The following is a 26178-nucleotide window of genomic DNA, read 5'->3' as shown; positions in this document are numbered from 1 at the left end:
TTCTGGTGCGCGATAACGGCATAAGGGTAGTATGAGTCCAAGACAGGCAGAGGAAAATTACTGGAATAACTATAAACATGTGGCCAGTTTTACTTGACCACTACAATGACCGTGTGGTGAAAGGAGTCAACGTGAGCGACGAGGAAGCAAGCAAGTACCCTCATAGCGCCATTTCCACTTGGAGCGGATTTGTCTACCAAGGCAAAGTGGCGCTCTATCACTGCCTCAAGCTAATTAATGAAGGCGATAGTGAATTTGAGCTACAACTGGATAGCACAGATGATTTCGCAATTTACAAAGATGGCAACCTGATTAGTGCGCATCAGGTAAAAGCAAAAATTGGTGATTACCGTGGAAACTACAAGGAAGCTTTAGAAAAATCGGCTAGCCTGGAGCTAGATAGGGTCGCAGGGATCAAAAGGTATTTCCATATATCCCAACCCATAAATGACCATAGCGATTACGTGGGCTCCAATCACGAGTGTGTTGAATTCTACCGATATGGTGAATCTCATCATTGCGAACTTGATAAAATTGAAGAGTTGACAAAGCAGGTCATTAAAGAAATTTATGCCCGCCAAACTGTGGCTTTTGATGACAGCCTGATAGACGCAAATTATTGTCTACTATCAGACAGAATCAGCTCAAAAGCGCTAGCTATCCACGCAAGAATACAAAATGAAGGTGATACTCAACGTAAAGCAGCTTACGAAAGTCGAGTGACTGCAGAAAGCATCCTTTCGGACATAACTGACACGAATCCGTACGAGCGAAAAGACTATTACGCGATAGAGCTGAAGGCGCGTCTTCACAGTCATCTGGAAGAAAGACTAGATGAATCACTGCCAGGTATGTCGAACGCGGTCTACGAAAGAGCGAGACGCATATATGAGCTGATAAGACTCTCAGAGGGCGGTGATTTCAAGATACTTTGCCAACTGATGAAACCCTCAGAAAAATTTTCACGCATTCAGGATGCAGATATACGGCGATACTCAGATCTCGTACACACAATTAATGTTGAGCCTATCTTAAAGCGACTGCCGCACTACTTGGATAGCAATAATAAATTCTACGCACCAACAGCGCTGTATCTGCCAGAGCCAACAGATAAAAAATACTGCAAATCTGAGATTATCGCTGAAATAAAAAATAACGATGATCTAGGAAATTTGCTATTTGAATTTAACAATCTAATTGCTGCCAAGGCCACCGAAAGTTTCATAGTAGATACTAAATATACAAATTGCTTTAATGGAAGCTCCATTGATGCTCAAGAACGCATCGACAGTAACATTACGAAAAGTTTATGCATCAGCATTTTAACACGAGACGACGCAGAGGCTCGGCTTAAATGATTATTGACCTCATCCATCAGGCTCTAGTAGCACATAGATTTTCCAAAGTGCAGGGTAATGATACAACAAGCTTCTTTGTGCGAGAGAATGGTACAGCAATCCGATTTGCAGTTTTGCATCGGTTAGACGAACTGATGAAGCCCGGTGATCTTAACGCTGTAATCAACCAATCAGCGCCTGAAGTATTTATAACTGATCCTGCATTTAGAAAAAATTGCGATTTAATTTGTATTCATCACCTCGACAAATTGGCCGAATTTAAAAATCACGAAGAGGAAATTTTCGAAATTGAAGAAGACCCTCACTTCTACAAAAAATACGTGCTCTACTACAGTGACACTGAAGTCGAAGCTATTAAGGGGCTAGATTTCGTCAAGCTAAATGAATTAATTTCAGATAAAGAGCAATTCAATATTTACAAAAATGAACCCACGGCAGCTACTAAGTATAGTGCAGCTGCAAAAATATTTATTAAGCTACCTTTCTTGGAGCTCCACATCAAAAACGCTGAATTAGTACCGCTTCGCCTACAGATTGAAGAGGCGGTGGCCGAAGCTGACCTTGTCAATACCTATAGTACGGTACAAAAACACGCCCAAAACAATGTCGAAAATTTAATCAAGGAACTGATTAGCTATGAACTGGCAAATCTCCAAAATTGAGATTTCAAGCTTTAAAGCTTTCAAACAAATTCATCTAGATTTCAGCGACTCATCGCTATTGACATTAGATGGACCAAATGGCTTCGGAAAAACTAGCGTTTTCGACGCAATTGAACTGCTATTGACCGGCAGTATAAAACGAATTCGTCAGTTGTTTACCACCCTCATGATGGGGAATAAAACCAATTATAAGGATAACCTACTCTGGAACAAGCGCTCAGGAAAGAAAGATCTAGCGATAAAAATTGAATTCTTCAACGGAACTCGTAAAATTGTTTTGGCAAGGCATACTCCCGCAGCAGATTTTGAGGAGAAGGCCAACAATCGTGCAGACCAATTCAACCACCTCAATCTCTTCGAGCTTCCCATTTTTTCGTCAAACGATTACATAGCAGAAAATCTCCGTGACGAAAGTTTCATTGAGGAGCTCTTCGGCAAAAACTTCAAAGAAAACTTCTCATACTTAAATTATTTGGAACAGGGTCAAAATCAGCTCCTGCACACTAGGGTGGACAAACGTAAGGAGGCGTTAAACAACCTCTTTAATATTCGCGATGTGAAGGCAGAAACTGACAAGTGCAGAGCTATCTCTATGCGTCTGACAAAATTCATAAATGATCCGAAGCGTGCTGCCGATTTATTAAGGCTAGAAATTGAGGCTGATTCGCTTAAAGGGATGATTCAAGCTGATCCAGGAGCAATTGAATATAAAAAAATCTCAACCGCTGTACTGCACCCAGGCTGGGACAAAGAGTCACCATTTCCTACCTACGCTGTGGAAATCCACGCTGAGTATGTTGAAAATCTCCAGCGACTTGGAAGATTAGTTACACTAAAGAGAGCGATACAAATCAGGGATAAAAACGAGGAGATTGAAAAATACATTGAGCTTAACAAAGACTCTGTGAAAAGCCTGGCACGCTTTGGCAGCGATATGGACAAGCTAGAGGATCTCGACGTCACCAAAAATAAATTAAACGAACTGATTAAATCTATTGAGATCATCAAACGTGGCGCAACAGTCATTAAGGCCTATGAGGCCGAGAGCCTTCCTGGATGGGGCCAAGGACGCTTGAACTGGTTCCTTGAGCAAATTGTTACCCGTGACGCGCTGCAGAAAAAGAGTAACTCGAATGCCAACGCAGCTACGGAGCTGAATCTTCTAAAAGTGGCACTGCTTGCTGAGCATGCCAAGCTCTATGCTGATGATAAGCACTGCCCACTGTGTGGCGCCGACTGGCAAGCTCATGACAATATGCTGCAAAAGATTGAGCTCAGAACAAAGCAGATCAACGATGCGCTAAGCGCTGATGGACAGAACCTGATCAATCTCACGGGGATTATGAGTGCTGAACTGGCCACGATTGAAGCCCAGATCCAGGCCCGACATACGCAGCTATCCGTCGGGTACAACAACGCGCTACACAACGCCTTACTCCGTGATAAATCTCGGTTGCCAGCAATCACCAAACTTGCAGCCCGACTTCAAGCTTTAGGTGTACAGCTAGACTATTCTTTCTCCGAAAATGAAGAGGAGGTAGCCCCCCGGACTCAGGAGCTGACAGCCTCCATCAGAAGCCAGAAAGCAGCTGAAACAGAGCCGCTGCCGGAAGACTGGAGAAAGGTTATCACCGCAGCTTTCAACGAGCTCCAAGACTTCTACATTGTCGAACCTCAAGCGCTGAAAGACAAAGAGCTATACATTGAGGCTAAAGCTAACGAAGCACAGAGCAGCAGGCTAAAGCAATGCTTTGATGAGATACAGGACATCAAGCGTGAGAAAGAAGCAGCGAGAATTGCTAAAGATAAGGTCAATAAGCTAAAGACAACCCTGGAGAAAACGGAGCGCAACTACTCTGAACAAACCATTGCCGAGATTGAGCTAATTTTCCACATCTACAGCGGGCGGCTTATCCAGAACTATCAGCGCGGCTTGGGTCTGTTCATTGAAAGCAAAGACGGTAAAGAACTCAGATTCCTGACAGCCGAGAAGTCTGAGTATGACGCGATTCTGTCGATGAGCTCCGGGCAGGTTTCAGCACTCAGCCTGGGTTTCTTCCTTTCGCTGAATAAAGTCTACTCGAGCGTACCACTGATCCTTATCGATGACCCATCGCAGTCTCTGGATGAGGTAAACATCGCCTCTCTGACCGACCTCCTGCGCTGTGAGTTCAGCCATCGTCAGCTAATCGTTTCCTCGCACGAAGACGATATATCCGCGTACATGCGATACCGGTTCACTAAGGCTGGACTCAGCACTCAATCCCTCAACATGCAACGTTTGGCGAAGGAAGCCCTGGTAGCTGCAGGCTGAGTTACCACGGCAGGGGCCTATGAAGCGTGCTCCTATTTATTTACTAGGTGTATGGTTCCGTGACGTAATGGCTCAAATCATTACAAAATTTCTCGAGCTCTCTTTGCCATTGCTCAAGTATAAACCCAATCAGCGGTTTGCTCTTGAGCGCCCTCAGTACCAAGGCACTGTTATAGATCCATAGATAATTCTTTAAGTGGGTTTGGAGCTTATCCAGCGAGGTGTCATGCAACGCCCGGATCGTTGCCTCCTTAATGGAGCATTTCATTCGCTCCGCCTGGCCGATGGTCTAATGGGTGAAAAGGCTTCATTAGGTGGTTCTCAATCAGGGGATGACGTCTCATGGCATAGGGTGAATTTAATACCCCGTAACATGTCACACAAACACCGTGCTTGGGATTCAGAACGCTACCAGAATTTGCCAGCCCCAAAATGCCAGAAGCCCGCATATACGCGGGCTTCCAGAGTATTTTTTACCAAACGCTAATGGTCTATGCCGGACGCGATCTCACTCCCACTCAGACATAAATAAGTCGAAATAATTCCTATGCAACAACAGGTTGCAAATTAGCTGCTATCCAATGCCATTAAAAATACCATGCCAAGAAGAAGCACATGAGAGCATGAGCTGCATCGTAACGGACCGTCGACCGCCTTATGGAGCCCAGTCTCACAATTTCACCAACGACGGGAACTCGCATCAGGGCCCGAATGTCCGGACCAGGCTGATTGCGGCCGGTCATTCGTTCAGGAGTCAACGACTGCTGTGATCGAAACCGGACTCAGCGCTCATTCGAGTCCTACCGCCGACATCTGCGCCACCATGATGCCGCAACTAGGTGTGTCACTCGATCTGATTGGTCGATGCCAGAATCTCGTGATGGCCGGCAATCGCGTCCGCCGGGACTAACGGCATCACGACTACGCGGCAGAAAAACGTGGGGCCTGAGTCTGGCTGGCGAACAGATCGAGGGCCTGCTTGATAACAGAGCCTGCAGCGGCGCTGTCGCTGGCCGGAGTAGCCCAGTCCCCATCCCATACAGCGAGCTTGCAAAGGCCCCACACAAGGCTGGTATTCATGCTAGTAGCGGGGGCTTCAGGACCGACTCAGGAGCGACCCTCCCAGTTCTTCGGAGTCTGCCTTCGCCTTGCTGGACGATCCTGGGACAGCTCGATAGCACGCGATCGAAGCTCCTGCACCTTCCTCTTGAAGCAGTCATCGGAGAACTTGCCTAGCCCCATGAACTTAAGGACGATGTCATACGTCTGCCAGTGCTTCGGGGGATTCTTGTCGAGCATTACTTCGATCAGCTTCAGCATTTCGGATTTCAGCTGTGGGCCTGTGGTGAGCAGTTCTTCGTGTTCGACCTCATTCTCCTCACCGGCATCATCTCCGTCTTGAACGACCTTCAGCACCCTCAGAAAGGTCACAGCCAACTTCAGCAGTGCACGGTCGCTTTCGAAATGCGACAGGAACTCGTCACGATGCGACTCAGGAATCCAGCTTTTGTGCTCGTCCAAGGAATCCAGGGCATTGGGCGCGAGGGCCGCCATCCGGGCAAGCCAATCTGACTTCACGTCTTGACTCACGGGTAGTCCGAAGAGCACGGCCCAGACGTTCGCCATGAACTCGCCCGTAGTGCGCTGTTTGCGCTCGAGCAACAGACCGGCCAAGCGCTCTGCATGGGCGACGCCCAGCACACACGCTACTTCCGCCAGTTCCTCTTCCTGGCCCATTGACGACAGCCATTCCCATGCGACCTCGAACATGCTGTGGTCTGGCATGCGCACGATCCTCCGGATCACCGCCTCCCAAGCGATGTTTCTAGATGCGTGGGCACCAACGTAATAGATGGCGGGGTGGTCGCCAGTGTAAACATGCACACACGCTTCGAGAACCGAGCCCGGCAACCCAGAGATGATCTCCCCGGGTGCTGAAGCCAATGTGAGTCCAGCTGGTAGAAGCGTCTTCTGGATTTCAGATGGAACGTCACTACGTGTCAACGCTGCTGCTTGCAGCCACATGACATCAAGGACCGCTGTCGTCAAATACTTGAGCAGACACGCGCGCTCAACGTCCGTCAGGTCGTCCCAAGCACTGACCAGGTCCGAGACGACACGGATCCGACTTGCTGTACCTGGCACTGCAAGCAGACGTTTGATCCATGCTCCCCTCTCGCCGATGTCGCTCGGCACACCTGATATAAGGATGTCCGTGACGCCGAGGATGTAGTCGCTCGGGATGCCAGACAACGCGTACTGATGGACCAACTCTATCCAACGGTCAATGATTTCCAGAAGGCTCTGAGTGGAGATGTTCCCAATGGCGTCCTTCACCACGTGGTATAGCCGCTCGTCCCTGAATGAGGCGCCCAGCGGCAGTTGGCGGAGAACCTTTGGCATCAAAGCTTCAAACAACAGCCAAGGGGTCTCGGGGCCTCCATACTCTTCGCGAGCAATGAGCACTAGACTGTCGATGAGAACCGCGGCCGAGATCGGGGAGTCAGCCATCACCTGCAGTCCACTTATAAGTGCGGCGCGGCGCGCTTCACCGCAGTCCGGCCACGCTTCCAGCACACCGTAGTATGCGGCCTTGGTGACGGATGGGTGCTGCTCATTGAAGATGCGCTGCAACAGCAGGTGGTCACCGTTCCGAGGGGAACCGAGCCAGAGATGCGCAACTGGCGCACGGACCATAGAGATGTCAAAGCTAAGGAGACGAGACGCCATCTGAAGCGTCAGCTGCCCCGGTGACCGCTGAAGGAACATCACAGCTCTTGCCGCATCGTGTGCGGAAAGCGTATGCGGCCGCTCACTGTCGAAGAGGGCTAACGCATCCGCCACCTCTACTTGGGAAACCGATGCTGGGAAGGGGTCGACTTCTAGCCTGTCTCCGACAGTGGCCGACGGGATGCGTGGCTGACCGTCCTCTGTCCATTCGACGGATGAGAGCTTCATAACAGTCACGCTGCGTACCCAGTCAGGCACCTTTCCCTGCTCCTTCACTGAAAGCGATGCAAGCCTGCGCGCGAGAAACTCGAAACACAGATCACGTACCGCTGGGAAGATCGAACGCAGCCCGCGAACCGCTATGTTGACGACGCCTTGCCGACCTTCCTCTGTGTTCAGGTTTCGGTACACCCAGCCGAGATTGGTGGCCGCCGCACGTGAGGCATCAGCATCGAGCGTGAACAACGCCCGCTCCAAAGCGGACAGCGCCGACTCTATTGACCGGGTCGTGGCTGCATCTACAAGCGACTCGGCACTGGCTCGGTAGAACGGGTGGCTGAAGGTGTAGCGCCTGGATGCCCGGCTCACCATCCTCCGAAGCTCAAGGCGATCCAAGTCATTGACCTGCTGAGCAGACAAAGCCGGAAGTGGCACGTAGCTTGGCGGCGGCGCCGACGGCTTAGTCGAAGCTCGGCTAGGCCAGGAGGACGTGATGCTCTTGACATTGGACTCACCGGGACGGTCGCTGCGCTTGTCGTCCAGCACAAATGCCAGCTCCAGCTCGGCGCTTCGCAGGGAGGGTGTCGATGCGATCGCGAGCGCGCTCATCAGAGGTGCGAGTTGCTCCTCGCGCAGCGCGTCGCCCAGAGATTTCGAGTCCTGACGCGCGTAGCTGATAACGTCAGCAAGCTGAGCGTTCGCGCCAACACGGTCGTGGTTGGCCGCAAGGTAGACGAGGCAGCCAGGTTCCAAGTCAAGTTGCCCGGCCTCGATGCCCTCTGCAACCAACGTTTCCAGAGCCGGCGGAACGGAATAGTCGGCGGTCAGTGCACTCCAGAGGCCGCCCAGGAAGTCGTTGGTACCAATGCTCATCTCCACCCAAGGCAAGTTACCCGTACGGACGACGGAGACTGAATGGCATCGAGAGATTTGCAGGAGGCGGTCCTGCGCTTGAGAGACGATGAGCCGCCTGCCGTTGGCAAGTTTGGGGATCAGGGCGCCCAGTAGCGTCAGCTCGCGTGCCGCGTTGTCCGCCGCGTGCGCGCCTCCAAGTGGGTCGTCGACGAGAGCGGCCCGGTTGCCAGTGACAGGCTCGGTCAGATAGCGTTCTGCTTCTGAAATGTCGGTACAGATTCGAACGCTGTAGCCCTGGCTTTGTAGCGAGTACGCCAAGTTGCGAGCGCAGGACGTCTTTCCTACGCGAGGGGCGCCTGTGAGGAGGAGCGCAGAGTCGAGCGACAACCGGTTCAGTAAGGCGCACTCCTCCCCTCTGGAAACATATGACGCCGCCACCAGTGGGTCTACCGCCGAGCTCCAGGAGATGACCCCGTCCACCTGTGGCAGTACGTTCACCCCGGTCTTCTTCTCCGTCACGACGATCTCTGTGATGCGTCTTGTCGCCTCCTCGACCCGATCTGGAACCACGCGGTGAACAGCTTCAAGGGTGGCTCGAATGCGTCTTAGAACCTCGGCCTCGTCGAGCCGTTCAGTGATCAGAACCCTTTGAAGTGCTGCCTTCAGTGAAGCAGCAGGTGTGACAACAAGCAATGTTCCGATGTTCGCTCGACGTCGTTTAGTCAACTCCGAGTCAGTCGATGAAGTGCCGGTTTCGTAGTTATTCAGGCTCTCCCGCATTCCGCACTCAGTGGTGGTTGTCACCCTCCCCTTAGGAACGTGCGTCGTGTGGACCGACAGGGGCACCGCATGGGGGACGACGGCATCGTTGCAGCGGCCGCTGGCAACAAAGAGCACGGATCTGCTGGAGTCGCTCGAAATCCGCTCTAGCAGCGATCCGCTGTCACCGTGGGCTGGATAGTGTACAAGCCAATCCGCCAATACGTCATGCGTGATGGCGGTGGTTGCGCCCTTCACCTGCACTTCCACCGTTCTGGCAACGCCGCCTTCTGTGGTTTGTAGAAGTGCATCTTCGCCATCTTTGGGCTCGATCTGCAGCGAAGCCCCTGGATTCCCAGACGCGAGCACAGCCAGAAGTGCGCATACGTGGTCCTGAAAGCGGTACTTCTGTTGGCCGATGATTTCTATGGACATGCCTCTTCGTCGAAACGAAACCTCCCTCTTTGCTATCTGGTTAGATGGTTTGAGTATCCATCGGAATGCGTCGCCATGGCAACCGGCTCACCCGAGGGCGTCGCGGGTCCAGAGAGCGAATTCGGCGCACTGCGCCACCACCTGCGCCTTAGTCATCGTGATGTACCGCCGAGTGTCCGCCTTCTTCGTAATCAAGATGACTGGGCTGGACGCATACGGAGAACGGCCGCACTCCCAGAATGCCATGCCAGTCGCTGGATGTGCCCTTGGGATAAGCGCCACCCAACTTGTGACACCCAACTTGTGACACCCAACTTGTGACACCCAACTTGTGACACCCAACTTGTGACACCCAACTCAATACCATAAAAAATTCCATTGATAACGCAATACGCATCATCAATGGAACGTGAAATATCATATTTAAATCAAGTGTTTATAAAAACCCTCACTCCCACTCAATAGTAGCAGGCGGCTTACTACTAACATCATAAGTCACCCGCGAAACCCCTTCCAACTCATTGATAATCCGGTTAGAAACTTTCTCAAGCAGCTCATAGGGCAGGTGCGCCCAGCGGGCGGTCATGAAGTCGATGGTTTCTACGGCGCGTAGCGCGATGACCCATTCGTAGCGGCGGCCGTCACCGACTACGCCTACCGATTTCACCGGTAGGAACACGGCAAACGCTTGGCTGGTTTTTTCGTACCAGCCGGAGGCGCGCAGCTCTTCGATGAAGATGGCGTCGGCATCGCGGAGGATGTCGGCGTACTCTTTCTTCACTTCGCCCAGAATACGCACGCCCAGGCCGGGGCCGGGGAACGGGTGGCGGTAGACCATGTCGTAGGGTAAGCCGAGCTCCAGGCCGAGTTTGCGCACTTCGTCTTTAAACAGTTCGCGCAGCGGCTCGACCAGCTTGAGCTTCATGGTTTCCGGCAGGCCACCTACGTTGTGGTGGGATTTGATCACGTGCGCTTTGCCGGTTTTAGAGGCGGCGGATTCGATCACGTCCGGGTAGATGGTGCCCTGGGCCAGGAAGTCGACGCCGTCGATCTTGCTGGCCTCTTCATCGAATACGTCGATAAAGGTGTTGCCGATGATTTTGCGCTTGGCTTCCGGGTCTTTCTCGCCCTTCAGCTTGCCGAGGAACAGGTCTTCGGCGTCTACGCGGATCACCTTCACGCCCATGTGCTTGGCGAAGGTCTCCATTACCTGATCGCCTTCCGCTTTACGCAGCAGGCCGTTGTCGACGAACACGCAAGTCAGTTGGGTGCCAATCGCTTTGTGCAGCAACGCGGCAACCACAGAGGAATCCACACCACCGGAGAGGCCGAGCAGTACGTGGCGATCGCCCACTTGCTCGCGCACGCGCTGAACCTGGTCTTCGATGATTTGTGCGGGCGTCCAGAGTTTTTCGGCTTTACAGATATCCAGCACGAAGTGCTCAAGAATGCGCTGGCCCTGCAGGGTGTGGGTCACTTCCGGGTGGAACTGTACGCCGTAAAACTGTTTCTCTTCCCAGGCCATGGCGGCAATCGGGCAGCTCGGTGTGGAGGCAGTCACGGTGAACGCGTCGGGCGCTTCGGCCACCTTGTCGCCGTGGCTCATCCATACGTCCAGCAGGGTTTTACCGCTTTTAGCGTCTACGTGGTCTTTGATATCTTTGAACAGCGCGTTGTCTTCGTCGATCTGAATCTGCGCGTAGCCGAATTCACGCTGGTTGGAGCCTTCTACCTTACCGCCCAGCTGCTCGGCCATGGTTTGCATGCCGTAGCAGATCCCAAACACCGGCAGGCCCATCTCAAACACGCACTGAGGCGCACGCGGGGAGTCCAGTTCCGTCACGGATTCCGGGCCACCGGCCATGATAATGCCGTTGGGGTTGTACTCGCGGATCTCCTCTTCGGTGATATCAAACGCGCGGACTTCGGAATAAACACCGATCTCGCGTACCCGGCGGGCGATCAATTGGGTGTACTGCGAGCCGAAGTCGAGAATCAAAATCTTATGGGCGTGAATGTCACTCATGGCGGGGTCTCGGTTAAGCGGTGTGGGTGCCGCTGGTAAGGCCAAAAAGCAAGCGGCGAGCAATGCCCGCCGCCGTTTTAACTAAAAGCGCTGGTTAGCTCACCCGGTAGTTGGGAGCTTCTTTGGTGATCTGCACGTTGTGAACGTGGGATTCGTTAAAGCCAGCGCCGGTAATCTGTACAAACTCCGGCTTGGTGCGCATTTCCTGAATATCGCGGCAGCCGGTGTAGCCCATGGAAGCGCGCAGCCCACCCATCAGCTGGTGGACAATAGCGCCCATCATGCCTTTATAGGGAACGCGGCCTTCAATGCCTTCCGGTACCAGCTTCTCGGCGCCTTCGCTCTTATCCTGGAAGTAGCGGTCGGCGCTGCCCTGGTTTTGCGACATGGCGCCCATGGAGCCCATACCGCGGTAGGCTTTGTAGGTACGGCCCTGGTAAAGCTCTACTTCACCGGGGGCTTCTTCGGTACCGGCCAGCAGGCCGCCAACCATCACGGCGCTGGCGCCAGCGGCAATCGCCTTGGCCAGGTCACCGGAGAAGCGGATACCGCCATCGGCAATCAGCGGAATGTCGTACTCTTTGAGCGCTTCGGCCACGTTGGAAACCGCGGTGATTTGCGGTACGCCTACGCCGGCTACAATGCGCGTGGTGCAGATCGAGCCAGGGCCGATACCGACTTTCACAGCATCTGCGCCTGCTTCGGCCAGAGCTCGGGCAGCACCCGCGGTGGCGATGTTGCCACCAATTACTTGAATCTGCGGGAAGTGTTCTTTGATCCAGCGAACGCGGTCGAGAACGCCTTGGGAGTGGCCGTGGGCGGTATCGACAATGATCACGTCCACGCCTGCTTCGGCCAGGGCGGCCACGCGATCCGGGGTTTCCGGGCCTGTACCTACCGCCGCGCCGACCAACAAACGGCCATCGCTGTCTTTGGCAGCCATTGGGTAGGTGCGGGCTTTTTCGATATCCTGGAAGGTGACCAGGCCACGCAGGTGGAACTCGTCATCAACGATCAGCATTTTCTCGATGCGGTGTTCGCGCATTTTGGCTTTGCTGGTTTCGAGGTCGGTACCTTCTTTGACGGTAACCAGCCGGTCGCGCGGCGTCATGATCGCTTCAACGCTGTCGCCGTGGTTAGGCTGGAAGCGCATGTCGCGTTCGGTCACGATACCCACAAGGGTTTCGCCTTCTACCACGGGGAAACCGGAGAAGCCGTATTCACGGGCCATGGCGAGCAGGTCTTCAAGCTTGGCTTTCGGGCTAACGGTGACCGGGTCTTTCACAATCACGCTTTCGTGCTTTTTGACCTTGCGCACCTCAGCGGCTTGCTGGGTCATGGCCATGCTCTTATGGATGATGCCGATGCCGCCTTCCTGGGCCATCGCAATCGCTAGACGCGCTTCGGTAACGGTGTCCATCGCGGCAGAGAGGAGCGGAATATTGAGCGAAAGATTGCGGGTCAGGCGGGTTTTGAGGCTGACATCCTTGGGGAGGACATCGGAGAAGCCGGGAACGAGGAGAACGTCATCGAACGTTAGTGCTTCTTGGGCCATACGTAGCATAGCGGCAACACCCTGATTGAGAGGAAGTGGGGCGTGAAAGGTTAATCCCCTATTATAGCGTTTTGAGGGCCTTTCCAGCAATGCAGTCAGGCTTTTGTGCTTATACCAAATGCTAATGACGTATGCTGTTAGGCTGATAGCTGGCCATTTTTACTGTTCAAGGGGGCTTTTTGTCTCAACAGATTATTGTTTACACCGATTACGTTTGCCCCTTCTGCCTGCTAGCCGAAGAGGCCATTGTTCAGGCAACCGACGGTATGGATGTGGAAATCCGCTGGCGGCCCTTCGAGCTGCGCCCTGCCCCGGTGCCCACGTTGAAGGTGGAAGACCCTTACTTGCCTAAGATATGGCAGGATTCGGTTTATCCCATGGCCAAAAAGCTCGGCGTGCCCATCAAGCTGCCCAATATTTCGCCGCAGCCGCGCACCGACAAAGCCTTTGAAGTGTTTGCCATGGCCGAAGAGCAAGGCTTGGGCCACGCCTACTCCATGGCAGCGCTGAAAGCGTTCTTCCAGCAGGAGCGCGATATCGGCGACCCGGAAGTGCTGGCGGATATTGGTGAGTCGGTAGGCCTGGAGCGCCAAGCGGTGCTCGATGCGCTGGCCGAAGGCCGCTACCGCGAGCAGCACCAGATGGCCCAGCGCCACTCGGTAGAAGAAGCGCTTATCCAGTCGGTGCCTACCTTGGTCATCGATGGCGAAGTGATTCAGGGCGTGCCTGATCCTGCCGCCCTCAAACGTTTTCTGATTGAGCGCGCTTAAGTCTATGGCCTCCCCTATTCCCCAGGCCCTCACCGTCAACCAACTCACCCATCGTGCCTAGCAAACCCTTGAGTGTGATGGTGAGGTTATGGGGTGTATCATGCTGATTATTATTAATAAAAGGGGACAAGAATGGCAGACCAACCTAGGCAGCTCTACTACAGCAATCCAGATAACATCACGGGGGCACGTGTTTCGCGCGATATGATGGTGACGTTATGCAGTGCTTTCGGGGAAGCGCTTGACGATCCAGATACGCGTCATTTCATTCGCAATACACGTATTCCCAATGAGCGGGAACTCTACGGTACCTTTATCAAGGCGCTGCTAAGTGATGGCTTTAATAGCCAGATTGGCCACATTGCCACTGAAGTACAGGTATCTCGTCAGACAGATGAAGCCAGCGGCAAAGGCCGAGTGGATATCATTTTCGACTATCGCAGCACCAGTTTTCTCGTCGAACTGAAAGTCATTCGTGCTTCTGTGAACGGTCGTCAACCTGGTGAAGAATACGCAACAACGACACAGCGACTCGTTCGCCCATGGCAGAAAGCCGTCAATCAGCTCATCGAGCTTGATGAAACAAGCCTGGGAAAAGCACTAAAGAAGAAGGTTATCAAGCTCCCTATCGCCCTCTACCTGCATGTGGATAACAGACAAAAGGGCAATACGGATCAATGGGAAGCACTCTGCTCTGCAACACACGAAAGGATCGTATCTCAGTTATACGCGAGCTACCACTTCAGCTATTTCCAGCCACTGACAGACCCGGTGACCACATCACGCCGAAGAGGCTGCCTCGTAGAGGGAACGCCAGACGTAAGGCTTTACGGCTTTACCATTATTGCGGCATGCCAGTAACAATATCCGAATAATACAGGCTACTCCTTATGTGCCTCGCTCCAATACTGGATCGAGGCATCTGAAACGATGCCCTGCTCGGTACCAATACGTATCACCGCTTCCTGTAAAGCCAGCGCCAGATCGTACTGATGGCAAAGCGCCAACGAACGAATCATCCGCGAGATACGTAGGTGATTATGCCCGCCTGCTTTGAGCCAAATATGATCGCGGATATTGAGGCTCGGCTGGGCAGTAATGTTGAGCCCATCCCGCACTAAACCCAAAAAACTTAACATCACATCCAGCGAGACTCGCTGCTGCTCACGCAACGCGCTATCGTCGTGAAATACTTCACGCTCGACATCAGTCAGTAGCGGGGCAAAAGCGTTAAAACGGCCAGCCTCGGGAATGGGAAAAAGCCACTGAATATAATCGTGGGTATGCTCTAGCCAGAAGTGAGATAAGGCCCAGACGGCATCGATATAGCGCCCTTTATGATCCGGTGCCTCGCCACGGTAAAAAGCGATCAACGGTGTTGGGTGGTGGCCCATAGCATTTCCTCGTCATCTCCTGGGTAATACAATGATATTTCGTAACAACAACGCCATTTTACGCCACTAGCCGTAAAGATTCCCGGATTCCCTAAAGCAAGGGACAGCAATGAACGCACCAACGCCCACTGCCCTCTACGTCAGCCAACTCAACCAGCGAGCCTATAAAGCTTCTTGCCAACGCTCAGGGTAGGTCATGAGCGCCTGAATTTCTTCGGGTGCAGGCGCATCACAAATCACTTGATCAAACTCATCAAGATGAGCAACACGCTGGATACCGCGCTGGCATAATTTCGCTGACCCCATCAGCAGAACTTTACGGCCAGCGTGGCGCATCATGGTTTGTTTTACTTCTATTTTTTCACTATCGAAGTCGAGCAGGTAACCCTCTGCATCTATGCCTGAAACGGAAATCATCGCCACATCCAGCCGATAGCTGGTCAGCTCTTTGATGGTGCGCGACCCAGTCAGCGCCCCATCCCGCCCCGCTACCTTGCCGCCCACCACATGGATATCCAACAACTGATGCTGGGCAGCGAGCGTCAGCGCAGCCGTTAGATTATGGGTGACCACGTGCAGCCTTTTACGGTAGTTCAGCAGCTCGCGGGCAACGTGATCGCAGGTTGTGCCCGTATCCAGAAACAGCGCCTCGCCTTCCTGCAACTGCGATACCGCCAGGGTCGCCATACGCCCCTTCTCTACCTGCTGCGAATCCTGTTTGGTGGCGTAGCCAAGCCTAACCTGGGGTTTTTCGATCCGGGCCCCGCCCCGAAAACGCTGCAGCACATTAGCGTCACACAGTTTACGAATATCGCGCCGCACGGTTTGAGCGGAGCAGTTGAGTCGCTGGGCAAGAAATTCGATCGAGGCATGCCCATGCAATTCAACCAAGGCAATGAGTTCGCGATGGCGTGGGTTCAAATGCGCTAGGTCAGTCATCGGTAACAAACAATCCCCTGATAAAAAAATCCGGCCTTGCGACCGTCCGTCATCAAATTGACACAGCGGGGCGCGACCATAACGATCAAATTCTTACATTTTGATCAAAACATGACTCAGACATTACAAATTTATCTTGATGAATGCCAGCGTATCATGACGCACGCAGATGAGCCTCTGTCGCCCAAAATGCGTCCGCTGGGCAAGGCCAGTTGGCCAGCTGTACTGCAATCCCCCTGTTTGCCCCGCGAAGCGCTGATTGCATTAAAGCGCAGTAACACGCCGATGCAGCGCCCCCCGGTAGGCGTTATTGGCCCCCGCGAGGCCACTCAGCAACAGCTTGAAATAGCCTATGCCTTAGGCGCAGGTCTGGCCGAGCTGGGCATTCCGCTGTTATGTGGCGGCCGGGGCGGCGTTATGGAAGCGGCCAGCAAAGGGGCCGCGCTCAAGGGAGGTGAGGTCATCGGTCTGCTTCCCGATACTAGCGCAGAAGCCGCCAATCCCTGGGTCACCCTACCTATTGCCAGCGGCTTGGGCGAGGCACGCAACGTGCTTATCGCCCGAGCCAGTGTGCTGCTGATCGCCGTTGGCGGAAGCTTGGGCACGCACACCGAGGTAGCCTTTGGCCGTCACTTTAATAAGCCTGTACTCACCTTCCCTGATGCCCCTAATGCCGAAGGCACTACGCCTATCTGCAGCGTGGAAGAAGCCTTAGCGCTAACGGCCGCACACCTATGGGGAGTCACACAACCATCATGAATATATCAACAAACGATCAAATTCTTACATTATGGTCATTTATCTCTATTAACAGTTAGGGGCCAGATATGCGACTGATCACTTATTGCTACTTGGTTTACCTGTTGGCCCCTATCGTCCTACTGCTCGTAGGCGCTTTCGGCGACCAGTGGAGCAATACGCTGCTACCTGAGGGGTTAACCTGGCGTTGGTTTATCAGCGTATGGGAAGAAACCACCTATCGAAACGCCATGTTGACGACGCTCAAACTGGCCTTAACCACCTGTCTGATCAATATATTATTAGTCGTACCGCTGGTATATGGCGTAACGCTTAAATTCCCTGCTGTGGCTCAGAGCATCACGCGTCTTCTGGTCATGCTGCCGGTAGCCGTTCCCCAGTTGGTCATAGGCTTTGCTTTCATTCTGGCTTTTAGCACGGCCATGCTGCCCTGGCTAGGCAGCCCCTGGCTGCTAGTGGCAGGGCATGTGGTGGTGACGTTTCCCTACTTTTTTACACCGTGTATGCCGATATCGAAGCCTCTCCCCTCAAAGCCTATGAACGCATGGCTCAATCCCTTGGGGCAGCCGAGTGGCAACGTTTTGTGCATCTCTATTTGCCGCTGGTATACCGCTCGGTATTTACCGGCAGCTTAACGGTTGCGGCGCTGTCCATTGGCGAGTTTGAGCTGAGCAACCTGATTTCAGGTTTTATGACCCAGCCCTACCCGGTGGTGTTGATCCAAGCGTTTTACCGCACCACAGGCTTCGCCTGCGCCGCAACGCTGTTTCTGCTCTCACTCGCTCTGCTGTTCTCGCTGTTTTCCACCCTGGTGCAGTGGCGGCTGGGCCGATCCTCTTCCCGGGAGTTACCGCAATGATTGCGCTAGAAAACATCCAGTTCCACTACCCCCATAGCAGCGTGGGTGTTCACGACATCAACCTGCAGGTAGAAACGGGCGAATTTCTTGTGGTGGTGGGTGCCAGCGGATCGGGAAAAAGTACGCTGTTACAGCTTATCGCGGGCTTCCTCACCCCGCTTCAAGGGCGCGTTCTACTTGATCATCAGGATGTTACCCAACTCTCTTGCGGCGAGCGCGGGCTGGGAATCGTGCCGCAGGATTATGTGCTCTTCAACCATATGACGGTGCTTGGCAACGTCGCCTACCCGCTTAAGGTTAAAGGTGTTCGCCAAGGAGAGCGCCACCGACGCGCCCGCAAGATCCTCCATGATGTAGGCCTTGAGGCGTTGGAACATTGCTATCCATCCCAGCTTTCTGGTGGCCAGCAGCAGCGAGTGGCCATTGCACGCGCGCTGGTATTCGAGCCCCGTGCCCTTCTGCTCGACGAACCGTTTTCGGCGCTCGACGCTTCCCGGCGGGAGTCGATGCGCCAGGAGCTCAAGCATATACAGCGTCAATTCGGCGTCACCACGCTGATGATCACCCATGATCAAGAAGAGGCGCTGATGCTGGGCGATCACGTTGCCGTGCTTGAACAGGGCAAGCTCCTTCAACACAGCGCGCCCCACCAGCTTTACACGCAGCCTGTGAGTGAAGCCGTGGCACGTTTCATTGGTCGCACCAACTTTATCGACGCTCAGGTACTTGATTCGCAGCGGATTGAAACCGCCGACCTGGGCATCCTGGAAGTGGCACCACACGCCTTTACAGTGGGGCAAACCGTGCGCGCCATGATTCGTCCCGAAGCCATTATTGCCAACCCAGCTAGCGATATCGCTAACCAGGCACCTGCCACGGTGATAGAGAGGCAGTTTCTGGGCGCCCAGCAACGTCACTACCTTCTCTGCGGCACTACCACGTTGTCGCTTGAGTCGGCTTCACCGCCGGAAATCATCACTCACGTGGCGCTTCCTCCCACACATATCCACCTGTTCAATCGCTGAGGTACTACCATGAAACGCTCTTTTGCTTACGGCCTACTCTCCGCCCTTAGCCTGCTGCCTTTATCGGCGTATGCGGCTAACACGCTTGACGCTGAGCTCTACGACGGCGAACAAGCACTCTACGATGCCGCCCAGGAAGAAGGGCTGGTTGTATCATTTGATACCGGCCCAACCTGGGCCAATTGGCAAAGCCAGTTTAACCGTTTTACAGAGCGCTACCCCGGCGTTCAGATTGTCTTTAACGACCTGGGCTCGGGTGCCACCGTGGTCGCTTTGGAGCAGGCCCGCAACCGCCCCCAGGCCGATACCGCCTACTACTACGCTTCTTCAGCAATTAATGCGCATGAGAAAGAGCTGTTAAGCCCCTTTACCCCCATCAATTTCGACAGCATTCCCAATGTCTTCAAAGCAGACGCGGGTGAGTGGTTCACGATCCACTCCTTGAACGTGGCCTTTATCGTTAATACGCAGTTAGTCGATGAAGTGCCGCAAAGCTGGGAAGACCTGCTCGATGAGCAGTACCGTAACAGCATTGTGTACCTTGACCCGCGCTCGACCGGGCAAGGCCAAGTTCTTACCCTGGCCGCCAACTATGCAATGGGGGGCGATCTCGATAATTTAACCCCGGGCATCGATTATCTTGCGGAATTGAGCCGCATCGGTAATGTTGCCCGTGTGGTTGGTACCACGCCCTATGCACAGTTCGTGCGCGGTGAAATTCCTATCTGGATCGGCTATGAAAACGACGGTCTAAAAGCCAGCATTACCGATGGCATGGGCGACAACGCAGCGGTGGTGATCCCCGAAGAGGCGTCGGTCGCAGCGCCGTACGCTATTTCACTGGTCAAGAACGGGCCAAACCCGAATGCCGGGCGTCTATGGCTCAACTATGTCATGTCGGACGAGGGGCAACGTACCTTTGCGGAAGGATTTGTTCGCCCTGTCAACGGAGATATCGAGCTGCCCGACACGCTGGTAGAGGCACCGCAGATTCGCCCGCTGGATGTGCAAAAAGCGTCGAGCATTAGCGCTGACCTCAGCCACCAGTGGACTCAGCACGTCCTTAATCAATAAGGCCACGCCATGCCTCGTCTGCGCTTTTTTAGCGTTTTGCCGCTGGTTCTACCCAGCGGCATTATTTACACGCTTTTTTTTATGGTGCCGCTGACACTGCTAATCATTGCAGCACTTGAGTCACCTTTGGTCACGGGTGCTCGTCTTCTTGACGAAGGGCTGGTGTTTAAAAGCCTAATAACCAGCGTTGCTTTATCAATTAGCACTGCGCTCTTGTCGGTCATCGTTGGTGTCGTGATTGCTGAGTTTCTCTATCATCAGCCGGAACGGCGACGCTTTTTTCTTCTTTGGCTGATCTCTCTCCCGCTGATTTTCAGCGGCTTGATTGTGGCATATGGTTTTATCCTCTTGTTGGGGCGGGCAGGCTTTATCACACTGTCCCTGGCATCGCTGGGCGTAGACCCGGCATGGTTTGGCCGCTTTGTGTATACCCCACAGGGATTGGTGTTGGTGTATGCCTACTTCTTGGTACCCCGCGTGGTGTTACTGATGCTGCCGGTGGTTCAAGGGCTTGACCGCCGCCAACTGGTGATGGCCGAAAGCTTCGGTGCCTCTCGGTGGCAGCAAATTCGTGACGTGTACCTACCGCCGTTACTGCCTGCGTTGATCTCCTCTTGGAGCCTTTGTGCTGCAGTGGCTTTTGGCGCCTATGGTACGGCCCTGGCGCTTACCGGTTCACAGATCAACCTGCTGCCGCTCCTGCTTTACAGCAATATTTCCGACGCAGGGTCTGATATGGCTTCTGTTGCTCTTCTTGCGCTGCTAATGATGTGTTGCTGCTTGTTGCTAACCCTTCCCGGCGAATGGATTCGTCGACGTTCTCAGCATCGATAGCGCTTGCGGGGCAACGAATTTGCCCCGCTCTATATTCGATGAGAGCTAGTATTTGATGCTAGGCTACAGTGCCCTGCATTCAGATATCCGCCATGACCCAAACACCCGCCCAAACACTCTCCGTCAGCCAACTCAACCAGCGCGCCAAGCAAACCCTCGAGCGCGATGTGGGCGAGGTGTGGGTAGAGGGCGAGCTCTCTAACGTTTCTCGCCCCGCTTCCGGGCATGTTTATTTCACGTTGAAGGATGACCGGGCGCAGATTCGCTGTGCGCTGTTTCGTCAGCGGGCGCGGTTTGTGTCGGCGCCGATGCGCGATGGCGATCAGGTCAAGCTGCGCGGGCGGGTATCACTGTTCGAACCTCGCGGTGACTACCAGCTAATTGCCGAAGCCGTGCAGGCGGCGGGCCTGGGGGAACTGCTGGCGGCGTTTGAGCGCTTAAAAGCGCAGCTGGAAGGCGAAGGCGTGTTTGCCAACGCCCGACCGCTGCCCTTCCCGCCCCGCAAGCTGCTGATATTGAGCTCCGCCACCGGGGCAGCCATTCGCGATGTGCTGGCGGTACTGGAAGCGCGCTGGCCGCTGGCGGACGTGACGCTGATCCCGGTGCCCGTTCAAGGTGCCGAAGCCGCCCCGGCGATGATTTCAGCACTGGCGCTGCTTAACCGTCAGGCGCGGCTAGACCCTGAGCGGGACGTGATTCTGATCACTCGCGGTGGCGGTAGCCTGGAAGACCTCTGGGCGTTTAATAACGAACACTTGGCACGGGCGATTTTTCACTCCCGGCTGCCGGTGATGTCGGCGGTGGGTCACGAGGTAGATATTACCCTGGCGGATTTTGCCGCAGACATGCGCGCGCCCACCCCATCGGCCGCCGCCGAACGCTTGGTTCCCGACCAACACACCCTTAAGCGCCAGCTTGAACATCAACACAGCCGTTTGCAGAGGGCGATGCAGGCCCGCCTGGAGCGCGACAGCCAGCGGCTGGATACCCTGCGCGCCAAGCTGCGCCACCCCGGCGAACAGCTCAACCGTCAGCGCCAGCACTTAACCGCCCTTGATCAGCGCTTGAATCGCGCCATGCAGTTAACGCTCGGCCAGCAGAAAGCCCAGGTGACACAGCTGAGCAGGCGCTTGGCCAGCCAGGATATGGCGCGGTTGCATCGCGCAGAAAGCGAACGTGTGAGCCAGTTACAGCGCCGTTTGGGGAGTGCGATTCAGCGCCAGTTGGAGAGCCGACAGGCACGCTTGAAAGCCGCGGCGCGGGAGTTAAACGCGGTCAGCCCGCTGGCGGTGCTGGGGCGCGGCTATGCGATTGCCCAGGATGAGCAGGGCCAGGTCATTCGCCGCGCGGAAGATACCCAGCCCGGCCAGAAGCTGAAACTGAAGCTAGGTGAAGGCAGGCTAAGCGTGGAAGTTAAGCGGCGTCTAAAGTCCGGGGGTTAAAGACCGGGGGTTAAAGACCTGGGGTTAAAGACCTAAGCTAAATGGCCGATATCTTCTAACAATGAGGAGAGGATACCGCCATGAAGATTGGATTTTCGTCTTTTACACTAATTAATCAGCGCCAAGATAAGCCGCAGTTTTTAACGCCTACCCGCGTCGCCCCCCAAAAAAGCGAGCCTGCTGAAGACGACCCGTTCACAAAGCGGCTTAAAAAGCAGCAGGAAGCGCTGGAAAGCTTGGCGTCGCTACCTACGCCAAAGGAAGCCTCCCAGCAGCAGGCCACCGATAAAGTGGGCTTCCTGCGTCAGCGGATTGAAATGCTGAAAGCCATGATGGCCTTCGCCTCTCCTGAACAGCTTAAAAACATGGCCAAGGAGCTCAAGAGCATCGCCCGTGAGCTTGCCGGTGCGGCTAAGCTGTTGAACAACCAAGGTGGCGGTGGTGCAGGCATGACCGCTATCCCGTCCGTGGTTGCAACGCCAGCAGTTCCCACGACAGCAGCTCAACCGGCCGTGGCTCAAACCAGCGGGGCCGAATCAGCCGGGGCCCCGGCGGGTGGCGATGAGAGCGCCCAGGCAACGGTTTCCAGTGACGCGCAGCAAGCCGAAGCCAGTGCGCAAACAGCCGAAGATGATGCTGAGAAGGCTGCTGAGCAAGAGGCCGAGAAGGCAGCGGGCGAGCCTGAAAGCGATGAATCCACCGAGCTCGGCGTATTACCAAGCCTACCTAACCTCATTCAGAATGAAGACAACCGCTCGAAATCCAATGGCCCCAGCGCTAGTGAACACGCACTACGCGGCGTACTGACTGACGCCCAAAAAGCGCTGCGCGAAGCAGTTAACGAACTTAAGGTTCGGCTGAATGAAGAAGATAAAGAAGCTCGTCGTGAGCTAAAGAAAGCTGAAGAAGCCATGGAAAAGACTGATCGAGCGGTGGCAGCATCCACTTCTGAGGCCCTCTACTCCTCATTGGGGCAGTTACTGCCTACCTCGCTAGGTGACGTTTCCGTATCAACGTCCTCTATCAACATAGAGGTTTAGCGCTAATAGAAAAGGCGCTACCGGAAGTAGCGCCTTTGTTGTTTTGCGTTGGCCTAAACAATTCTGCATAGAAACAGTGTTGCATAGATTATTTCTTGGTATCCCTGCCTGACTTTTTATCGTCATCGGACTCCGGGTTTACATGATGAGTATCCGGCATCGGATTGGCCTCATCATGGTGGTCATCCTTCTCTTTAGGGGCTTTCTGGTCTTTATCGGGAACTTGAGTCATCGCTTCTTCCTTACCGTAGTGGGTGAGCGAAAGAGTGGGAGGCGTTCGTGGTGCCTCCTATCCCTGGCTGACTTAACTGTAGCCCTTCCCCTTCAACTTGCAATTCACCCTCATAAGCACTCACGACATAACTGCAATTAAACAATATTTAAAACAAACACTTAAAACAAGTAAATAGCTTTATAGCAGCTACATTAGCAATATTGATAGCATCAATAACCTGCCACTATCATTTCTCTGCATGACCAACCGTTTTATTGCTCAGCGTTCGCTTCCTGGTTTGCCGTTGTTACTACCTTGGTCTACGTTTACAGCGTGTAAGGTACTCGAGGATACGAGGGCCTGAACAGTGGTTAGTAAGTGATGTTTTACGATGACTAACCGTATGTGCAAACCAAATTGTGCCAACAATGGAGTGACCGCACATGAGTGATCAACACCAACCACCCCAGCATCAGGATAAACAGCCTGGTGATGAATACGTCATGCGCCCGGAGCCCGAATACATCCGTGAAAGCTACCGGGGCGCCGATAAGTTACTGGACAAGGTCGCGATTATTACCGGTGGCGACAGCGGCATAGGGCGTTCAGTCGCCGTTCACTATGCCCGCGAAGGTGCCGACAGCGTGATCGTGCATCTTAAAGAAACCAAAGATGCAGAAGAGACCAAGCGGCTGGTGGAAGCCGAAGGTCGTCGCTGCTTGGTTTTGAAAGGCGATGTGGCAGCGCCAGCGTTTTGCCGCGAGATCGTCAAGCGCACCCTCGACCACTTCGGCAAGATCAATATCGTCATCAACAACGCCGCAGAGCAGTACGACTGGGACGACATTACCGAGATCCCCGATGATCAACTGCTGCGCACCTTCCAGACCAATATCTTCAGCCACTTCTATCTGAGCAAATCTGCCCTGCCGCACCTCAGCGAAGGCGACACCATTATCGCCACCTCATCGATCAATGCCTTTAAGGGCAACGACACGCTGATCGATTACACCGCCACCAAGGGCGCTATTCAGGGGCTGGTGCGTTCATTGGCGATGTCGCTGATGGATCGTGGCATTCGCGTGAATGCCGTAGCGCCAGGGCCGGTATGGACCCCGCTGATTCCTGCCAGCTTTGAAGATGAGAAGGTAGCGTCATTCGGCGGCCAGGTGCCCATGAAACGCGCCGGGCAGCCCAGCGAAATGGGCCCTGCCTATGTCTATCTGGCCAGCGAGGAGTCTTCCTACATGAGTGGCCAGACCATGCACCTGAATGGCGGCGTTATCTTAAATACCTAAGCGTTTCTTATATAAGATATAGCGCGCATTCCCGGGGTGGCTTTGAGCCACCCTTTTGTTAGAACACTGTTCATACAATCACGGCAACGCCAAAATATTCCCGCTCGGGAATATTTCCTTCCAGAAAGCCTCTCTAATCACTGAAAATTACCGATCGGGAATAATCATAGCGTTTTGATCACTAATATGGTCTATCATTACCGTACGGTAATTTTATTGGACAGTCGCTATGACCTCCCAGATAGAGAGCGCAAAACGTATTCGCAACAGTGAAGAGCTGGGCAAGCTAGTTCAACAAACCCGGCGTGATCAATCATTGCTGCAAAGTGATATTGCCGGGCTTGCGGGTACAGGCAACCGCTTTATCGTCGATCTTGAGCGCGGCAAGCCAACCCTGCAGCTACAAAAAGTACTCGATGTTTTGGATCTAATGGGATTGGAAGTGATTATACAGCGCAAAGGGAATCACCATGGCCGCCCATAGCGAAGCGCTTGCCTGTTGCATGAATGACAAAACGCTGGTCGGCTTAAGTAATGATCTACCCAGATCAAAATGACTGACTGGCCTCGCTTCTCACTGCCGCCTGGGGATAGCCGTCGCATACGTATTGAGATGCGAGAGGTGTTCATCCGCTTGCTGCAAAGCGTCTAGCGTCTTAGGCCTATCGAATTCCGCCAATAAACTGCACAGCACTTCGGAGACGGCTAATGCCGGGGTTAGCGTGTGAAAAAAGCTATCGGTTTCCGTGGGGCATAGAATCGTCTGCGCTGACATCCCCACCAGCGGCGACACTTCACTATCGGTGATAGAAACAATGCCTGCCCCCTTATCTTTTGCCAGTTGGGCCAGTTCCAGCGTCCCTGTTGCATAAGGTTTGATGGAGATAACGAGCAATACATCCTCAGATGTGGCACGAATTAGTCCATCTCCGCCGGTTCCCCCAGGCCCATCCAGGTGAACCGAGCGCTCGCCCAGCAGGGTCATCACGTAATGGAAATGCCAGGCAACGGCATGGCAGGAACGTAAACCCAGCACGTATACCTTTCTCGCTGATCTCAGCCTAGTGGCGGTGGCTTCCAGCTGCCGCAGCGAATCAGGCTCGCAGAGCTTAGCAAGCTGGGCACTTAGCCCCTGAAGCATATGCGAAGCGGTATCGCAGGCTCCCCTTTCACTGCCTTCATCTACCCGCTGGCGAACCTTGGCCGCAAAACCATCGCTCCCCTGACGTAACGCCGCTGCATGCTGCGCCCGAAGTTCGTCGTACCCTGGCAACCCCAAGAATTTGGCAAGCCGTGTCATGGTGGCGGGTTGCACACCCGCTAGGCGCGCCACCTCGCGCATGGACACCAGCGCCACTTCCTCTGGATGCTCAAGCACGTAGCGAGCGGCCTGTTGCAGCTGCGCAGACATGGCATCGTACTGGGCAATAATCTGCTCTCTTAGGGAATCGCTCGGCTGCATAGTAGTTGGCTCTGTGAAGAAATAGTCGGTTGGCTCTGTGAAGATATGATCTACATGTTTCACACTATATTTAAATGATTTATTTGTTGCAAATATCTTTGTGAGTGTGCCAATCTCATTGTCATATGAATTACTCACCGTTTGATAATGAGGGA

The 26178-nt window shown here is 53.9% G+C and carries 22 protein-coding genes; 15 read left to right on the top strand and 7 right to left on the bottom strand.

Features of this window, described 5'->3' with window-relative positions; all coding sequences use genetic code 11:
- Positions 1 to 131: 131 nt before the first annotated feature.
- From LMS44_RS03820 to LMS44_RS03810, 3 genes are read left to right on the top strand one after another with little or no spacing between them, the layout of a single operon-like run.
- Positions 132 to 1358 carry an ABC-three component system protein gene (locus tag LMS44_RS03820; protein ID WP_039858769.1) on the top strand — a complete coding sequence of 409 codons (1227 nt, stop codon included), beginning with the start codon at positions 132 to 134 and terminating at the stop codon, positions 1356 to 1358.
- The gene (locus LMS44_RS03815) at positions 1355 to 2020 is read left to right on the top strand and encodes an ABC-three component system middle component 1 (RefSeq protein ID WP_009286812.1); all 666 of its coding nucleotides are present in this window, start codon (positions 1355 to 1357) and stop codon (positions 2018 to 2020) included. Before LMS44_RS03820 ends, LMS44_RS03815 begins: the two co-directional genes overlap by 4 nt.
- Positions 1995 to 4334 (top strand): AAA family ATPase, encoded by a 2340-nt coding sequence (locus LMS44_RS03810; RefSeq protein ID WP_009286811.1) that lies wholly within the window; start codon positions 1995 to 1997, stop codon positions 4332 to 4334. The genes LMS44_RS03815 and LMS44_RS03810 overlap by 26 nt, the downstream gene beginning before the upstream one ends.
- Positions 4335 to 5441: 1107 nt before the next feature.
- Here LMS44_RS03810 and LMS44_RS03805 read toward each other — a convergent pair.
- The 3 genes from LMS44_RS03805 to guaB all read right to left on the bottom strand — a co-directional run bounded on the left by LMS44_RS03805 (position 5442) and on the right by guaB (position 12922).
- Entirely contained in the window at positions 5442 to 9332 is a 3891-nt protein-coding gene (locus LMS44_RS03805; protein WP_009286810.1) for an nSTAND3 domain-containing NTPase, read from the bottom strand.
- A 448-nt stretch (positions 9333 to 9780) separates the two neighbouring features.
- The gene (gene guaA / locus LMS44_RS03800) at positions 9781 to 11358 is read right to left on the bottom strand and encodes a glutamine-hydrolyzing GMP synthase (protein ID WP_039858767.1); all 1578 of its coding nucleotides are present in this window, start codon (positions 11356 to 11358) and stop codon (positions 9781 to 9783) included.
- A gap of 94 nt (positions 11359 to 11452) precedes the next feature.
- Positions 11453 to 12922: an IMP dehydrogenase gene (gene guaB, locus LMS44_RS03795; RefSeq protein WP_039858765.1), complete on the bottom strand. Its 1470-nt coding sequence runs from the start codon at positions 12920 to 12922 to the stop codon at positions 11453 to 11455.
- A gap of 170 nt (positions 12923 to 13092) precedes the next feature.
- Here guaB and LMS44_RS03790 point away from each other — a divergent pair, with 170 nt between their 5' ends.
- Both LMS44_RS03790 and LMS44_RS03785 read left to right on the top strand, forming a co-directional pair.
- Positions 13093 to 13683, top strand: a complete 591-nt coding sequence (locus tag LMS44_RS03790; protein WP_039858764.1) for a DsbA family oxidoreductase — start codon at positions 13093 to 13095, stop codon at positions 13681 to 13683.
- 132 nt (positions 13684 to 13815) lie between these two features.
- Positions 13816 to 14544, top strand: coding sequence for a hypothetical protein (locus tag LMS44_RS03785; protein ID WP_009286809.1), 729 nt, complete (start codon positions 13816 to 13818; stop codon positions 14542 to 14544).
- 20 nt (positions 14545 to 14564) lie between these two features.
- On the opposite strand, the gene LMS44_RS03780 is transcribed toward LMS44_RS03785, so the two are convergent.
- Positions 14565 to 15077, bottom strand: a complete 513-nt coding sequence (locus tag LMS44_RS03780; protein WP_009286808.1) for an opioid growth factor receptor-related protein — start codon at positions 15075 to 15077, stop codon at positions 14565 to 14567.
- Between the two features lie 162 nt (positions 15078 to 15239).
- A complete protein-coding gene (locus LMS44_RS03775; protein ID WP_039858762.1) occupies positions 15240 to 16016 on the bottom strand; it encodes a DeoR/GlpR family DNA-binding transcription regulator in 777 nt (258 codons plus the stop codon).
- Positions 16017 to 16127: 111 nt separating this feature from the next.
- Here LMS44_RS03775 and LMS44_RS03770 point away from each other — a divergent pair, with 111 nt between their 5' ends.
- From LMS44_RS03770 to LMS44_RS03735, 8 genes are all read left to right on the top strand, one after another.
- Positions 16128 to 16775 (top strand): TIGR00725 family protein, encoded by a 648-nt coding sequence (locus LMS44_RS03770; RefSeq protein WP_051051937.1) that lies wholly within the window; start codon positions 16128 to 16130, stop codon positions 16773 to 16775.
- Between the two features lie 68 nt (positions 16776 to 16843).
- Positions 16844 to 17410: an ABC transporter permease gene (locus LMS44_RS03765; RefSeq protein WP_498946849.1), complete on the top strand. Its 567-nt coding sequence runs from the start codon at positions 16844 to 16846 to the stop codon at positions 17408 to 17410.
- On the top strand, positions 17359 to 17634 hold the full coding sequence (locus LMS44_RS03760) for a hypothetical protein (RefSeq protein WP_498946847.1): 276 nt from the start codon (positions 17359 to 17361) through the stop codon (positions 17632 to 17634). The genes LMS44_RS03765 and LMS44_RS03760 overlap by 52 nt, the downstream gene beginning before the upstream one ends.
- Positions 17631 to 18659: an ABC transporter ATP-binding protein gene (locus LMS44_RS03755; protein WP_039858759.1), complete on the top strand. Its 1029-nt coding sequence runs from the start codon at positions 17631 to 17633 to the stop codon at positions 18657 to 18659. Before LMS44_RS03760 ends, LMS44_RS03755 begins: the two co-directional genes overlap by 4 nt.
- Before the next feature lie 9 nt (positions 18660 to 18668).
- Positions 18669 to 19733 carry an extracellular solute-binding protein gene (locus LMS44_RS03750; protein ID WP_009286804.1) on the top strand — a complete coding sequence of 355 codons (1065 nt, stop codon included), beginning with the start codon at positions 18669 to 18671 and terminating at the stop codon, positions 19731 to 19733.
- Positions 19734 to 19742: 9 nt separating this feature from the next.
- Positions 19743 to 20567, top strand: a complete 825-nt coding sequence (locus tag LMS44_RS03745) for an ABC transporter permease (RefSeq protein ID WP_009286803.1) — start codon at positions 19743 to 19745, stop codon at positions 20565 to 20567.
- Positions 20568 to 20659: 92 nt separating this feature from the next.
- The gene (xseA, locus tag LMS44_RS03740; protein WP_039858757.1) at positions 20660 to 22009 is read left to right on the top strand and encodes an exodeoxyribonuclease VII large subunit; all 1350 of its coding nucleotides are present in this window, start codon (positions 20660 to 20662) and stop codon (positions 22007 to 22009) included.
- 80 nt (positions 22010 to 22089) lie between these two features.
- Entirely contained in the window at positions 22090 to 23049 is a 960-nt protein-coding gene (locus LMS44_RS03735; RefSeq protein ID WP_498946843.1) for a hypothetical protein, read from the top strand.
- Positions 23050 to 23137: 88 nt separating this feature from the next.
- On the opposite strand, the gene LMS44_RS03730 is transcribed toward LMS44_RS03735, so the two are convergent.
- The gene (locus LMS44_RS03730; RefSeq protein WP_022519932.1) at positions 23138 to 23281 is read right to left on the bottom strand and encodes a hypothetical protein; all 144 of its coding nucleotides are present in this window, start codon (positions 23279 to 23281) and stop codon (positions 23138 to 23140) included.
- Between the two features lie 425 nt (positions 23282 to 23706).
- Here LMS44_RS03730 and LMS44_RS03725 point away from each other — a divergent pair, with 425 nt between their 5' ends.
- Positions 23707 to 24561, top strand: coding sequence for an SDR family oxidoreductase (locus LMS44_RS03725; protein ID WP_039858755.1), 855 nt, complete (start codon positions 23707 to 23709; stop codon positions 24559 to 24561).
- A 229-nt stretch (positions 24562 to 24790) separates the two neighbouring features.
- Positions 24791 to 25045 (top strand): helix-turn-helix domain-containing protein, encoded by a 255-nt coding sequence (locus tag LMS44_RS03720; protein WP_041157636.1) that lies wholly within the window; start codon positions 24791 to 24793, stop codon positions 25043 to 25045.
- A gap of 90 nt (positions 25046 to 25135) precedes the next feature.
- Here LMS44_RS03720 and LMS44_RS03715 read toward each other — a convergent pair whose 3' ends face one another.
- Complete coding sequence (locus LMS44_RS03715) at positions 25136 to 26023, bottom strand: MurR/RpiR family transcriptional regulator (RefSeq protein ID WP_414123722.1); 888 nt, start codon at positions 26021 to 26023, stop codon at positions 25136 to 25138.
- Between the last annotated feature and the right edge of the window lie 155 nt (positions 26024 to 26178).

It is taken from the genome of Halomonas profundus, from assembly GCF_020865425.1.
GTDB classification, from domain to species: domain Bacteria; phylum Pseudomonadota; class Gammaproteobacteria; order Pseudomonadales; family Halomonadaceae; genus Vreelandella; species Vreelandella titanicae.
The sequence above is the reverse complement of the archived record's forward strand: the minus strand, read 5'-3'. Positions and strand labels throughout refer to the sequence as shown.

Excerpts from the sequence above, each read along its gene's own strand:
- LMS44_RS03730 (WP_022519932.1), bottom strand. The coding sequence starts at position 23,281 with ATGACTCAAGTTCCCGATAAAGACCAGAAAGCCCCTAAAGAGAAGGAT.
- LMS44_RS03765 (WP_498946849.1), top strand. The coding sequence starts at position 16,844 with ATGCGACTGATCACTTATTGCTACTTGGTTTACCTGTTGGCCCCTATC.
- LMS44_RS03775 (WP_039858762.1), bottom strand. The coding sequence starts at position 16,016 with ATGACTGACCTAGCGCATTTGAACCCACGCCATCGCGAACTCATTGCC.
- LMS44_RS03725 (WP_039858755.1), top strand. The coding sequence starts at position 23,707 with ATGAGTGATCAACACCAACCACCCCAGCATCAGGATAAACAGCCTGGT.
- LMS44_RS03750 (WP_009286804.1), top strand. The coding sequence starts at position 18,669 with ATGAAACGCTCTTTTGCTTACGGCCTACTCTCCGCCCTTAGCCTGCTG.
- LMS44_RS03770 (WP_051051937.1), top strand. The coding sequence starts at position 16,128 with ATGACTCAGACATTACAAATTTATCTTGATGAATGCCAGCGTATCATG.
- LMS44_RS03780 (WP_009286808.1), bottom strand. The coding sequence starts at position 15,077 with ATGGGCCACCACCCAACACCGTTGATCGCTTTTTACCGTGGCGAGGCA.
- LMS44_RS03810 (WP_009286811.1), top strand. The coding sequence starts at position 1,995 with ATGAACTGGCAAATCTCCAAAATTGAGATTTCAAGCTTTAAAGCTTTC.
- LMS44_RS03755 (WP_039858759.1), top strand. The coding sequence starts at position 17,631 with ATGATTGCGCTAGAAAACATCCAGTTCCACTACCCCCATAGCAGCGTG.
- LMS44_RS03785 (WP_009286809.1), top strand. The coding sequence starts at position 13,816 with ATGGCAGACCAACCTAGGCAGCTCTACTACAGCAATCCAGATAACATC.
- xseA (WP_039858757.1), top strand. The coding sequence starts at position 20,660 with ATGACCCAAACACCCGCCCAAACACTCTCCGTCAGCCAACTCAACCAG.
- guaB (WP_039858765.1), bottom strand. The coding sequence starts at position 12,922 with ATGCTACGTATGGCCCAAGAAGCACTAACGTTCGATGACGTTCTCCTC.
- LMS44_RS03745 (WP_009286803.1), top strand. The coding sequence starts at position 19,743 with ATGCCTCGTCTGCGCTTTTTTAGCGTTTTGCCGCTGGTTCTACCCAGC.
- LMS44_RS03720 (WP_041157636.1), top strand. The coding sequence starts at position 24,791 with ATGACCTCCCAGATAGAGAGCGCAAAACGTATTCGCAACAGTGAAGAG.
- guaA (WP_039858767.1), bottom strand. The coding sequence starts at position 11,358 with ATGAGTGACATTCACGCCCATAAGATTTTGATTCTCGACTTCGGCTCG.
- LMS44_RS03815 (WP_009286812.1), top strand. The coding sequence starts at position 1,355 with ATGATTATTGACCTCATCCATCAGGCTCTAGTAGCACATAGATTTTCC.
- LMS44_RS03805 (WP_009286810.1), bottom strand. The coding sequence starts at position 9,332 with ATGTCCATAGAAATCATCGGCCAACAGAAGTACCGCTTTCAGGACCAC.
- LMS44_RS03735 (WP_498946843.1), top strand. The coding sequence starts at position 22,090 with ATGAAGATTGGATTTTCGTCTTTTACACTAATTAATCAGCGCCAAGAT.
- LMS44_RS03715 (WP_414123722.1), bottom strand. The coding sequence starts at position 26,023 with ATGCAGCCGAGCGATTCCCTAAGAGAGCAGATTATTGCCCAGTACGAT.